At 48.9% G+C, this 12859-nt stretch carries 14 protein-coding genes and 1 riboswitch; of the genes, 3 read left to right on the forward strand and 11 right to left on the reverse strand.

Translation table 11 applies throughout. The features are described 5' to 3' along the window. The first annotated feature begins 16 nt into the window (after positions 1-16). Both eno and U0358_RS06005 read left to right on the forward strand, forming a co-directional pair. Positions 17-1309, forward strand: coding sequence for a phosphopyruvate hydratase (gene eno / locus U0358_RS06000; RefSeq protein ID WP_322407378.1), 1293 nt, complete (start codon positions 17-19; stop codon positions 1307-1309). Then, the gene (locus U0358_RS06005) at positions 1263-1940 is read left to right on the forward strand and encodes a hypothetical protein (protein WP_322407379.1); all 678 of its coding nucleotides are present in this window, start codon (positions 1263-1265) and stop codon (positions 1938-1940) included. Before eno ends, U0358_RS06005 begins: the two co-directional genes overlap by 47 nt. Here the strand turns inward: U0358_RS06005 and thiH are convergent. From thiH to U0358_RS06060, 11 genes are all read right to left on the reverse strand, one after another. Further along, entirely contained in the window at positions 1891-3033 is a 1143-nt protein-coding gene (thiH, locus tag U0358_RS06010) for a 2-iminoacetate synthase ThiH (RefSeq protein WP_322407380.1), read from the reverse strand. The two genes, U0358_RS06005 and thiH, sit on opposite strands and share 50 nt — an antisense overlap. Further along, positions 3030-3800 (reverse strand): thiazole synthase, encoded by a 771-nt coding sequence (locus U0358_RS06015; protein WP_322407381.1) that lies wholly within the window; start codon positions 3798-3800, stop codon positions 3030-3032. Before U0358_RS06015 ends, thiH begins: the two co-directional genes overlap by 4 nt. 2 nt (positions 3801-3802) lie before the next feature. Next, positions 3803-4003 carry a sulfur carrier protein ThiS gene (gene thiS / locus U0358_RS06020; protein WP_317496734.1) on the reverse strand — a complete coding sequence of 67 codons (201 nt, stop codon included), beginning with the start codon at positions 4001-4003 and terminating at the stop codon, positions 3803-3805. After that, a complete protein-coding gene (locus tag U0358_RS06025) occupies positions 3987-4745 on the reverse strand; it encodes a HesA/MoeB/ThiF family protein (RefSeq protein WP_322407382.1) in 759 nt (252 codons plus the stop codon). The genes thiS and U0358_RS06025 overlap by 17 nt, the downstream gene beginning before the upstream one ends. Next, positions 4735-6249: a thiamine phosphate synthase gene (gene thiE, locus U0358_RS06030; protein WP_322407383.1), complete on the reverse strand. Its 1515-nt coding sequence runs from the start codon at positions 6247-6249 to the stop codon at positions 4735-4737. The genes U0358_RS06025 and thiE overlap by 11 nt, the downstream gene beginning before the upstream one ends. Then, a complete protein-coding gene (thiC, locus tag U0358_RS06035; protein ID WP_322407384.1) occupies positions 6249-7955 on the reverse strand; it encodes a phosphomethylpyrimidine synthase ThiC in 1707 nt (568 codons plus the stop codon). Before thiC ends, thiE begins: the two co-directional genes overlap by 1 nt. 83 nt (positions 7956-8038) lie before the next feature. Further along, positions 8039-8157: riboswitch (TPP riboswitch) on the reverse strand. 40 nt (positions 8158-8197) lie between these two features. After that, complete coding sequence (locus tag U0358_RS06040; RefSeq protein ID WP_322407385.1) at positions 8198-8842, reverse strand: SCO family protein; 645 nt, start codon at positions 8840-8842, stop codon at positions 8198-8200. Beyond that, the gene (locus U0358_RS06045) at positions 8835-9587 is read right to left on the reverse strand and encodes a formylglycine-generating enzyme family protein (protein WP_322407386.1); all 753 of its coding nucleotides are present in this window, start codon (positions 9585-9587) and stop codon (positions 8835-8837) included. The genes U0358_RS06040 and U0358_RS06045 overlap by 8 nt, the downstream gene beginning before the upstream one ends. Positions 9588-9597: 10 nt before the next feature. Next, the gene (locus U0358_RS06050) at positions 9598-10755 is read right to left on the reverse strand and encodes a multicopper oxidase domain-containing protein (RefSeq protein ID WP_317496740.1); all 1158 of its coding nucleotides are present in this window, start codon (positions 10753-10755) and stop codon (positions 9598-9600) included. 33 nt (positions 10756-10788) lie between these two features. After that, positions 10789-11181, reverse strand: coding sequence for a c-type cytochrome (locus tag U0358_RS06055; protein WP_322407387.1), 393 nt, complete (start codon positions 11179-11181; stop codon positions 10789-10791). Between the two features lie 135 nt (positions 11182-11316). Next, positions 11317-12111 (reverse strand): 4-helix bundle domain-containing protein, encoded by a 795-nt coding sequence (locus tag U0358_RS06060; RefSeq protein WP_322407388.1) that lies wholly within the window; start codon positions 12109-12111, stop codon positions 11317-11319. A gap of 88 nt (positions 12112-12199) precedes the next feature. Here U0358_RS06060 and U0358_RS06065 point away from each other — a divergent pair, with 88 nt between their 5' ends. Next, the gene (locus tag U0358_RS06065; protein ID WP_317496743.1) at positions 12200-12856 is read left to right on the forward strand and encodes a Fe2+-dependent dioxygenase; all 657 of its coding nucleotides are present in this window, start codon (positions 12200-12202) and stop codon (positions 12854-12856) included. The last annotated feature ends 3 nt before the right edge of the window (positions 12857-12859 follow it).

The following is a 12859-nucleotide window of genomic DNA, read 5'->3' on the forward strand; positions in this document are numbered from 1 at the left end:
TAAACAGGATTTAAGCATGAGTAAGATTGTTAAAGTTGTTGGTCGTGAAATTATGGATTCCCGTGGTAACCCGACGGTTGAAGCCGACGTTTACCTGGAGTCTGGCCACATGGGCCGTGCTGCAGCACCAAGTGGCGCATCAACCGGTTCACGTGAAGCTCTGGAGTTACGCGACGGTGATAAATCGCGTTACTTAGGTAAAGGTGTTGAAACGGCGGTTGCCAATATTAATGGTGCTATTGCTGAAAGCTTAAATGGTATTGATGCGATTAACCAGGAAGCTGTCGACAACATTATGCTAAAGCTCGACGGTACCGATAATAAAGAAAAGCTGGGTGCTAACGCCATTCTGGCTGTGTCTCTGGCGGTGGCGAAAGCGGCGGCTTTGAGTAAAGGCATCGAGCTTTACGAACACATTGCTAACCTGAATAACACCAGCGGTAAATACAGCATGCCACTGCCAATGATGAACATCTTAAACGGCGGTGAACATGCAGATAACAACGTGGATATTCAGGAGTTCATGATCCAGCCGGTCGGCGCTGAAAGCTTCAAAGAAGGCCTGCGCATGGGCGCTGAAGTATTCCATGCTCTGAAAAAGGTTCTGCAGAAGCGTGGCTTAAGCACCGCGGTTGGTGACGAAGGTGGTTTTGCACCAAACTTGGCGTCGAACGAAGAAGCTTTGCAAGTTATTGTGGAAGCGGTGGAAAACGCGGGCTACAAAATGGGCAGCGACATTACGCTGGCTTTGGATTGCGCAGCATCTGAATTCTACCGTGATGGTAAATACGAATTGTCTGGTGAAGGGAAATCGTTTACCGCCGAAGAGTTTGCTGACTATCTGGCAGAGCTTTGCGACCGTTACCCCATTATTTCTATCGAAGACGGCCTGGACGAAAGCGACTGGGATGGCTGGAAAGTCTTAACTGAAAAGCTGGGCAGCAAAGTTCAGTTGGTTGGCGATGACCTGTTTGTGACCAATACACGTATTCTGAAAGAGGGCATCGACAAGTCGATTGCCAATTCAATTTTGATTAAATTTAATCAGATTGGTAGCCTGACAGAAACCTTAGCAGCCATCGCGATGGCGCGTGAAGCAGGTTACTCGGCGGTTATTTCTCACCGTTCGGGTGAAACCGAAGACGCTACTATTGCGGATTTGGCAGTAGGCACCGCAGCGGGTCAGATAAAAACCGGCTCACTGTGTCGCTCTGACCGGGTTGCTAAGTACAACCAATTATTGCGTATAGAGGGCGATTTGAATGGCCAAGCGCCTTACCGCGGACGACAGGAAGTCAACGCTGGCTAACCAACAGGCGGACATTTTTCAGCCGCTGGCACAGCAGGGCGATTTTGCCGAGCTGTGCTCAGCGCTGTATGAACGCGAATTACCGCAACTGGCACAAGTTAATGATATGCCGGTTGCGGCTTTGCAACGCCGTTTAGCGAGTCTTCCGCACTATATTCGTCACGCTGCGCATGGTTGTCTCAATGCAGTGCAGTATTCGCCGTTAAAGCTGGATGTTCAGAACGCCAGCTGGCAAGCTCCTCAGCCAACAAAAGTTCCTTCAGCCGGTATATCTGCCGAAGGGCAGAGCCAATGGTTTGCTAAACATGCCGCTTTGGGTCTGGTGGTTCCGGTTCGTTATCAAACTCCTGAATTTACGACCATTATGCTGGACAGTATCGATCGCGTTGATCAGGAAAAAAAGCGCCTGCATCTCAACTACCGTGGTTGGTTTGATTTTACCGGACAGGGTGAACACAGCCAGGACGCCTTACTGAAACCCAACAAACGCATTATGACCGCGGCTAGCTGTGGGCATCAGTGGAATCATAAAGGGCGCATTAACCCACGCACCTTAACGCTGCGTGAGTTGTTACTGGTGGCTACTCTGGACTGGAAAAAGTTTCAGGTGGCATTGCGGATAGCTCGTTAAGCCAGTCCTGCCATACCGGTTGTAATCCTTTCGCTTTTATTGCCTGCGCCACCTCACTTACTGGCCTGTTGTCGTCTATCGAAAACTGCTCGAGCTCTTGCTGCTCGTTGGCGTAACCGCCGGGCTGAGTTTTTGATTCCGCACTAACCGAAGTCACACCTAAACGGAATAACCCATCACGAAGCGCTTGTTGTTCGCGCGTGGAAAGGCTGAGTTCTACATCCGGGAACCGCAATCGGTACGCGCAAATTAACTGAACCAGTTGTTTATCAGAAATTGTCTTTGCGTTATCGACACCTCCGGCACAGGGACGCAGCCGTGGAAATGACAGCGAGTAGCGACTGCGCCAGTAACGTCGCCGCAGATAATCCAGATGCAGAGCGGTAAAGGTGCTGTCGACACGCCAGTCCTCCAGTCCAATCAATGAGCCCAGGCCAATTTTATCGATACCGGATTCGCCCAGGCGGTCGGGTGTTTCAAGCCGCCAGCGGAAATCACGTTTTTTCCCTTTTAAGTGGTGTTTAGCATACGTAGCGGCCTGATAAGTTTCCTGATACACCATAACCGCGTCCAGACCCAGCGTTCGTAATTCAGCGTACTCATGGGTAGCCAATGGTTGTACTTCAAACATGACATAGCTGAAATAGGGCTTGATAATAGGCAGCGCCTGACGGAAATAATCAATACCTACCTTGGTTTCATGCTCGCCAGTCACTATCAGCAGGGTGTCAAAACCTTTGGCTTTTATGGCCTGACATTCCTGCTCGATTTCAGCTGGCGACAGGGTTTTGCGTTTTAAGCGGTTACTCATAGAAAAGCCGCAGTAGCTGCAATCGTTTGCACACAGGTTCGATAAATACAGCGGGATAAACAGGTGCAGGGTATTACCAAAGCGTTGCCGGGTCAGTTGCTGCGAGCGCTCTGCCATAAGGGGCAGATAAGGTTCTGCCGCCGGCGACAGTAACGCCATGAAATCACCGGTATTCAGATGTTGCTTGCTTAAAGCGGTTTCAACGTCAGCCGCGTTTTTGCTGTAAAGCTGCAGGCGGGTATCATCCCAGCTGGTTTGCTCCCAGACAGTGTAAAAGCTCATAACGACTCCAGAAATTCAGTTAAAGGACTGGACGCTGTCGCTTTTAACGAAGCACTCTGATTTACCCCCGCTTCAAAGGCCTGGCGCCCGACAATAACGGCATCGCGAAAGGCTTTTGACATAGCGATAGGGTCATTCGCAGTAGCTATCGCGGTATTGACCAATACGGCGTCTGCTCCCATTTCCATGGCTTCCACGGCGTGGCTTGGCGCACCAATGCCGGCATCGACAATGACCGGTACCGATGCCTGTTCAATGATAATCCGCAGAAAATCCCGTGTTAACAGGCCCTGGTTTGAGCCTATGGGGGCGCCTAACGGCATAACTGCCGCGCAGCCAACTTCCTCTAAGCGTTTGCACAATACCGGATCAGCACCGCAGTAGGGCAATACTGTAAAACCCTCTTTAACCAAAGCTTCAGCGGCTTTTAGGGTTTCTATCGGGTCCGGTAGCAAATAGTTGGGGTCGGGGTGTATTTCCAGTTTAAGCCAATGGGTACCTAAAGCTTCACGGGCAAGGCGGGCGGCAAAAATCGCGTCCTGTGCGGTTTTTGCACCGGAGGTATTGGGTAGTAGCTGTAAACCTAAATTTTGTATAGGCGTGACAATGTCGTCAGTGGGGCGTTCGAGTTCAACGCGCTTTAACGCCAGCGTCACTAACTCGCTACCGGATGCAGCCAGAGACTTCTGCATAATGTCCGCGCTGCTGTATTTGCCCGAACCTATGAGTAAGCGGGAATGAAAATCACAATCGGCTATTCTCAGCATGGTTAACCTCCGGCAACGGCCTGAACAAGGGTGATAGTATCGTTGTCTTTAAGCTCAGTCTGTTGCCATTGTTCGCGGTGTATAATCTGTCCGTTCATGGCGACGGCAACGGCCGAGGTATCAATATTCTGAGCAGACAATAGCTGCGATAAATTGGTTTTTTCAGTGATATCAAGATGTTTGTCATTAACTTGAATGCGCATTTTTACCTCCGCATACAGGGCACGAAGCGGCCCGGGGTAAAGAGAGTTGTTGCCAGTTTTGCGATAAGCCGTTGAAGGTGTGCAGGTAACCCCAGTTAAGTTCATGCCCGGTAAAATAATTAATTGCCTGTAGTGCCTGACTAGCCCCCATAATGCCGACAACAGGGCCTGCAATGCCGGCATTATTGCAGTTCAGAGGTTCAGTAACATTGTCGGGATAGAGGCACTGATAACAGCCGTGTGGTTGCTCCGGGTTAAGCGCAATGAGTTGTCCATTAAAAGCTCGTGCGGCTGCAGAAACTAGCGGCGTATTCAGTCGGTAGCAGCTGTGGTTGATCAGGTATCGGGTCTCGCGATTGTCGGTGCAGTCCAGGACTAAATCAGCTTGCTCAACGAGCGCGTTCAGGTTGCCTTTACAGGCTTGCTCTTCAATTGCGGTTATACGAACGTCCGGGTTTAACCGTGACAAGGAATGACCAGCTTGCCGCGCCTTGGGCAAACCAATATCATCGCTGGAATAGAGTGTTTGGCGCTGTAGGTTGCTGAGACTAATGGTGTCATGATCGACCAGTGTGATTTGCCCAACGCCCGATGACGCCAGATACTGACTCGCTGGGCAACCAAGACCGCCCAAACCAATAATTAAAACATGGCTTTTGAGCAAACGCTGTTGTCCAACTTCGCCTATTTCTTTCATCAGAAGGTTACTGCTGTAGCGCAGAAGTTGCTCGTTATTTAGCATGAGCGACCTCCATTTTTGGCGTAGTCTCAACTTCAGCTTCCATTTCCCTCTGTAGCTGACAAACAGCCTGCTCGACGTCGCTTGCAGCAGTAATCGCGCTAACAACCGCTATGCCGTTAACGCCGGTAGCTTTCACGGCAGCTACGCGTTCTAAAGAAATGCCACCAATAGCGACTGTCGGTAGCTTCGTTGGCGCTAATAACGCTGCATAACGGTGTAATCGCTGCAGCCCTTGCGGTTTAGAGGGCATAGCCTTGGTCTGAGTTGGGAAGATATGACCTAACGCGATGTAAGAGGGCTTATAGGCGTTGGCGATCAATAACTCGGTGTAGCTGTGAGTGGAAATGCCCAGTCGTAAACCTGCTTGCTGAATAGCGTTAAGGTTAGCTTCGGTTAAGTCTTCCTGACCTAAATGCACGCCATAAGCGTTGTGTTCAATAGCGAGTTGCCAGTGGTCATTAATGAACAGCTGTGCCGAATATTGCTTCGCCAGCTGAATACTTTTTTTAATAGCGGTTTCTAGCTGCGGGTCATCTACATCTTTAATACGCAGTTGCAGTGTCTTGATGCCCAGTTTTAAGAGCTTTTCTATCCACTCATAAGAATCCACTACCGGATAGAGTCCGGGTTCCTGGTCTAGTCTGGGAAATTGAAGGTCAATACAGGGCAACTCCGGCGTTTTTATCTTTGGAAAGTGTTCAATTTGCTGTGGCCAGTGTGTATGAGTAACAGGACCGGGTCCGCGGCCTATACCTTTGGCTTGAAGTAAGCCTTGATGCACATAGGCATTAGCTACCGTAATGGCATCCTCAAATGGATAATCATGCGCTAATACCGCCGCAATAGCAGAAGACAAAGTACAACCTGTTCCGTGGCTGTGTTTTGTTTTCAACTTTTGCTGAATGTATTGAGTATGCTCTTCGGGGGTTAGGTAATGATCAGATATTTTCCCTGCATTACGAAAGTCAGTACCAGTGATAAGACTCTGAGTTAGTCCAGCATGAAAAAGTTGTTTTGCAGCGCGACACATTGAACTCTCATCGTTAACACTCAAGCCACTCAACCAACTGAGCTCTTCCAAATTCGGGGTAATAATATCAACCAGCGGGAATAACTCCTCGCAGTGTTCTGGTTTGAGTTCAGACAACTGATCCTGCTGAGTGCTGACAATCACTGGATCCCAGACCACGAAAGGCCGGGGAAGGGTATCAGGCCACTGTTTTAGAAAGTCAGCCACAGCCCGCAACTGTTGAACATTACTGAGCAAACCAATTTTTATCGCAGCAGGGGGCATGTCCTGTTGCAGGCATTCCAGCTGCTGAAGAATGGCGTCAGCAGCTAATGGGAACAATCCATTGGTTTCAACAGAGTTCTGAGCGGTCACTGTGGTTATGACACTGCAACCATGTACATTCAGACTGCGAAATGTGTGCAAGTCCGCCTGAATGCCTGCGCCACCGCCGCTGTCAGAGCCAGCGACAGTCCATACGACAGGTACCGACATTATTCTGCTCCTGCGGTCGCCGCATCTTTTACTTTTACATCAATGCGAGTGTCCGGATTGTATTGACGCACCTCATGAGAAATTTTCATGGAGCAGAACTTAGGACCGCACATAGAGCAGAACTGCGCAGTTTTGTTCGAATCCTGAGGCAGTGTTTCATCGTGATAGCTGCGAGCGGTAACCGGGTCCAACGCCAAATTAAATTGATCCTCCCAGCGGAATTCGAAGCGGGCTTTTGACATAGCGTCATCCCGGGCCTGAGCGCCTGGGTGCCCTTTGGCTAAATCGGCTGCATGAGCCGCTATTTTGTAGGCGATCATCCCTTGTTTGACATCTTCCTTGTTGGGAAGACCTAAGTGCTCTTTCGGGGTAACATAGCAGAGCATGGCACAGCCAAAGGCGCCGATCATCGCAGCACCAATACCTGAGGTAATGTGGTCGTAACCTGGTGCTATATCTGTGGTTAGCGGTCCTAAGGTATAAAACGGCGCACCGTGGCAGTGCTTTAATTGCTCATCCATGTTTTCCTGAATTTTATGCATAGGCACATGGCCGGGGCCTTCTATCATCACCTGTACATCGTACTCCCAGGCAATTTGAGTCAACTCGCCGAGTATTCTCAGCTCTGCGAACTGAGCCTCGTCGTTGGCGTCGGCTATGGAGCCGGGGCGTAAGCCGTCCCCCAAAGACAGTGATATGTCATATTTCGCACAAATTTTGCAGATGTCCCGGAAGTGTTGGTAAAGGAAGCTTTCCTGCTGATGCGCCATACACCATTTCGCCATAATCGAACCGCCACGGGAGACAATGCCGGTCACTCGTTTTGCGGTTAGCTTAATGAAGTCGTGCAGTACGCCGGCGTGAATCGTAAAATAGTCTACCCCTTGCTCAGCCTGTTCCAGCAGCACGTCTTTAAATACGGGCCAGCTCAGATCCTCAGCAATTCCATTGACGCGCTCTAATGCCTGGTAGATAGGCACCGTACCAATGGGGACCGGGCTATTTCGTAAGATCCATTCCCGGGTTTGGTGAATATTACGCCCGGTAGACAAGTCCATAACGGTATCAGCGCCCCAGCGCGTGGCCCATACCAGCTTTTCAACTTCTTCTTCAATAGACGAACTGACTGAGGAGTTACCAATGTTGGCGTTCACTTTGACTAAAAAGTTGCGGCCAATAATCATCGGTTCAGATTCGGGATGGTGGGTATTAACGGGAATAATCGCGCGTCCACTGGCGACTTCGTCGCGCACGAATTCCGGCGTTATGGGGTTTTCAAGGTGCTCTCTCCCCATATTCTCACGCAGTGCTATGAACTCCATTTCGGGCGTAACGATGCCGCGCCGGGCGTAGGCCAGTTGAGTAATACCGTGATTGTCTTCTTGGTTCTCGCTATGACGTTGCTTGATCCAGTTTTCACGAATTTTTCTCAAACCCTCGTTCACGTCAATTGCAGCTTCCGGGTCGCCGTAAATGCTGGAAGTATCATACACATCGACCGGATCGTTCGGTGGTAACTTCACACCCGGCGTGGGTTGGTGCAAAGTTTCGCTTAAATGAATGCGGCGAAAGGGTACCTGGATGTCTTTGTTACTGCCTGAAAGAAATTCACGGCTGGAATTAGGGTAATAATGCCCGGATAACGACGATAAAAAGGATTCAGCCTGTTGGCGGTTTAAACGGTTATTCGATGGTGCAGTCGACATAGCATTCTCTCATTTTGTTGATGTTAGAGATGCTTGTCAGGAGTGTTGAAAGGAACACCAGCGCAGAAACGACGGTTGTGTCATGCTGATGCTCTCTTGTTCCCTTCGCAGGTATTAGCCTGATCAGGTTCAACGGATCCCGCAATTGCGGTCTCAGCCGGTTACTTAATCAAGAAAGTAACCGGCACTCCGACAAGATTCCTTTTTAGTGGAACAAAATCTTAGAACGAATGCAACCGTCGTTAATCGTTAACCAGTTTGGCGACAACTTTAGCTGGCTTCTCCATCGGCTGGCTTAAACCTTCTATACGCTCAACAATAAGCCCTTGCTTATCGAGAATAGTGATCAAATTGCTGTGATCAAAATCACCGTCGGGACGCTGGCGATACCTCACGCCAAGTACTGTAGCTAAGGTTCTGATATCCTGCTCCGAACCGTTCAGAAACAGCCAGCTGTCGTTGTTAAGCTTGTATTGCTTGACGTAGTCAGCTAGCGCTTCGGGTGTATCGCGAGCGGTGTCAAAACTCACCATAACGAGCTTAACTTGCTGTTTAGTGTCTTCGTCCAGCTTGCTGTATAAGCGTTTTACATCATGGACCAAGACTGGGCAGGCGGTGGTGCAACTGCCATAAATCATGGAAAGAATAACCGGCTGGCCTTCAAGTTCTGAAAGCTTGAGTTCGCTATTCTTATGCGTGTTCCAGGTCGCATCTACCTGGTATACCGACTCGGAGTGAGAGACCTCTGCTGCGTTTATTGCTGTATGATTGCTGTGGTCGTTAGCTGTCTGATTCTTGTGCATATCGTGATGCGAATGATCCTGCGCAAGAGACTGGGCAGCAAAGATCAAAGAGGCCAGGGCGGTCAATTTTAGCAATTTATTCATGATCGTTCTCCAGGTCGTATGCGCAACGAAAACCCATAGTGCTGGTTGCACTTTGCGGGGCGTAATCACTGCGCGACTGATAACGGAAAAATGTGGCGTAATTGGCGTTACTAAAACTCGACATAAAGCGCGCTCCGTCGCCACATGAACCGGAGAGCAAATCGACGTCATCGCCGTTGGTTAGTAATAATTGATAGTCGTCTACCCATTCGTTGACACGGTCGTGCATGTGCATCAATTGGTCAGCATTTGGGTCGACAGTTTGTTGTTTCGCGCTGTGTGGCTGGCTGTACCAGGCAAACAAGTTGCGGGCATAGTCATCATCGCTGATGTTCTGCTGTTGCCGATATTTGACCGACGCATACTCCCACTCGTTAAGGTCGGGCAGGCGGCCACCTTGTGCGGAACAGTATTCGCGTGCGGCAAACCAGGAGACATAAGTGACGGGTTCGTTTTCTTTGCCTTCAGCAAATCCAGTATTATCATCCCAATGCTTCAGGTAATTTCCGTCATGGAATAGGGCAGCGATGTTGTCTCGCTGCCACTGCGGTTGTTCAATGACAAATTCCAGAAACTCTTGGTTAGTGACCGGAGTTGAGTCCAGCATGAAACTTTCCATCTCTATGCTGAGCCGCTCTTTGTCCAGTAATACCGGTGGCTTAAACGCACCGCCATTGATCAGAACTGGATCGGCAAGCACTAACGGTGACAATAAAACACCTGCAACTCCAAGCCACTTAACCATAAGTTTCCCCTTATTTCTCTTTGCGCGGACCGGCAATTAATGCGCCAGCTGCGCCACGCTCTGCATCAGCAAATTCGTGATCGACCAGCTTGTAGATGCCTTCTTCCGGAACAATAAACTCAATTGTCGCACTGTTACTGGCACCCAGCAGTACGGTTTGCATGCCGTACCATTCGTTACGCGGGTCACCTTCGTACCAGACGCGGTCGAAAATGGCACCAATAACGTGGAAGCTGGAAGTGCCCGACGGACCTGCGTTTAACACATGTAAGCGCACACGGTCACCTTCGTTCGCGCGTAAAGGGTTGTCGCTAAGTGCTGCAACATGGCCATTAAAGGTCACATGACTTGGTTGGCGGTCTAAAGCTGCACCGTGGTTATAGATGTAGTTACCTTCTGATGCCTCTTCCAGATAATGCTCTGATTGCACCAGAACGAATTCTTTATCAACGTCTTTGTCAGTTGGGTAGCCATCTTTAGGAGATACCACAACGGCGCCATACTGCCCCATAGCTGTGTGCATAAGTACGCTGGAAGTACCACAGTGATACATATAAGTCCCCGCGTAGTTGGCTATCCATTCGAACTCAATAGTTTCACCCGGAGAAATGGTACGCCATTTGTCTTCCGCTGCTACTGTGCCACTATGAAAGTCCATAGAGTGGGGCATTGGGTTAACGACAGGCTGGTTATTCTGATAACCGTTGGCTTGTACTTGCTGGAAAAATGGCGAACCATTTTTTACCGGCTTCGTGATAGTCACTTCTTCGTCAGAGCGGTTTTTCATTTTGAAAATGACACGGTCGCCTTCACGCACGTGTAATACGGGACCGGGTACTGAGCCACCGAATGTCCAGGCTGAATAGGTTACTCCCGGAGCAACTTCTATTTTCTGAGAGAACACATCCATGCGTACATCGTGAGTTTTGTTGCCTTCATAGTCGAGCTTGGCGATATTTGGAACCTGAGTAAGGTAGTCGCCAACAACCGCCGGGCCGCTGTAGTCTTCACGGTACACTTTAGCTTCTGGTAAGCCAAAGATTTTACCATCAATGACATATTCGCTGTCATGTTTAAGGCTGAGTTCTTCCGCATTAACCGGAGTTGATGCAGAGGCCATAGCGGCCAGAAGGGATGCACTGATAATTGATAAACTTAGAGTTTTCATAATGATTTTTCCTTTAACTGATAACAAATAGGTTTAACGCAAACTGGCAACGGCTTCGGCTGTGATAGTTTCACTGCCATCTGCAAGCTCGGTATTGATGTAGTTGACTAAGGTCGCGATATCGGCGTCTTTCAGATAACCCATGGGCGGCATAGCGCCGTTGTAGTTAGTTCCATTAACGGTGATAGCGCCTGACTTACCCTGAATTATGGTTTCGGCGATATAAGACGGTTTGTCCTTTAGGTTCGGGTTATTTGCCAGTGGTGGAAAAACACCTTGCATGCCCTTACCATTTGGCTGATGGCAAGCCTGACAATATTTTTTGTAAACGTTTTCGCCCTCGCTGGCATCGACTGCCTGGCTTACGAATAAACCCGCGAGTGACACGGCAATAAGTGATACTTTGCAAAGAGATTGAATGCTCATAACGACACCTTCGTCATTGACTTAAGATGCCTTTAGAATACTTCTTTAATGAGCTTTTACGAGTGAAATGAAGGGGTAACTCAGGCCTACTCCTTTATGTGTAAAAGAAGTAAGCCTAATGCAGGCTGGTGGGTATTAAATACTGCGTGCTTCCAGTTCGATACGAGAGGCAGCACCGTAAATTTTACTCGGGTCACCTTCGAATTTTCCTTCTGGAGTTGTGGTAGGCCAGAGGTTTTCAAGATTACCGATGACCTTGCGGGTTTCGCTAATGGCTTCTTCAGCTTTGCTTGCTTCTTTATCATTAATGCGGTTTAAACGTTCGAGCGCAATTTCTTTAAAGCCCATGGCGTCCTGATATTCGTGCACGTTAGCGACTTCGCCATTTTGAATGCCAATAGCGTATTCGTCGGCGGCTACCATTAGCATTGATGAAACACTCAGTATCACGTCTTTAGCTGACATGTCAGCAATAGGTTCATTAGCGCTGACAGAGTCCAGCAGAGTCTTGTAGTTGCTCATAACCGTGTCTTCATCTTTATCATTAATGACACTTTCCGCCAGGGTATTTAACGGTTCGGCAAATCCGGGTAAGCCGCGTGCTTCAAATGCCTCAGTGAGGCCACTGTAGAGCTCGTCACCCGGGTGTTTCATATGAGTTTTGGCCATTTCAATGTGACCTTGCTCGTAAAGTTTCATTCCCACCCATAAATGGCCGCGAATAAAACCCAACTGCGCCAGAAAAGCGGTGTCATTGGTGTTTAAATCAATTTCAGGGGCGGCCATTTCGCCTTCTGCCATAGGGGCTGCCATGAACATAGACGGTGCTGCGCCCGGTTGCGTCAGTGGCGCTGCTGTTACTTGTGATGCTGCTACGGTGGTGGCCAGAACACTGCCAACGCCAAGCCAAACTTTTTTCTTTTCAAACATATAAAGACCTTAGTATGCTTTTTTGAGAGAGTTAACTCATGTATATTTGCAGAAATGATAACTATTCGCAAGTTAGAAGTGTGGAAGCATGATATTACAAATTAGCAACGCCGTTGATACAGACACAGTAAAGAGTATTGTTGCGGGTCTTGATGCCGGGCAGTTTCGCGATGGCAAAAAAACCGCAGGCTGGGCAGCGAAAGATGTAAAAAATAACCAGCAACTGTCGGGTAAAAAGTCTGAGGCGGCTACTCAGGTGTTGCTGGACAGGCTTCAGCAAAATGCTCTGGTGCAATCGGTTATGCGGCCAAAGCAGGTCGCGCGGGTGACTATAAACCGATATCAGCAGGGAGAGTACTATGGTACCCACATGGATGATTCCTTAATGAACGGTGTAAGAACCGATATTTCTTTTACGCTGGGTTTGTCACCATTATCGGATTTTGAAGGCGGGGAGCTGGTTATTGAGGATGCCAGTGGCGAGCGGAGCTGGCGACTGGGGCAGGGAGATATTCTCATGTATCCGAGTCATTACCTACATCGGGTTAATCCGGTTACTAAAGGTTCGAGGCTGGCAATGATAGGCTGGGTGCAAAGCTTAATTAAGCAGCCTAATTACAGAGAGTTACTCTTTGATATAGAGCAATCGTTGAAAGCTGAATTTGATGCAAACGGTAAGTCTGAAAACTTTGATCGCCTAACCAAAGTGTTTCATAACCTGTTAAGAGAATGGGCTGATGTATAATAC

Source organism: Idiomarina sp. PL1-037 (genome assembly GCF_034422975.1).
Taxonomy (GTDB): Bacteria; Pseudomonadota; Gammaproteobacteria; order Enterobacterales; family Alteromonadaceae; genus Idiomarina.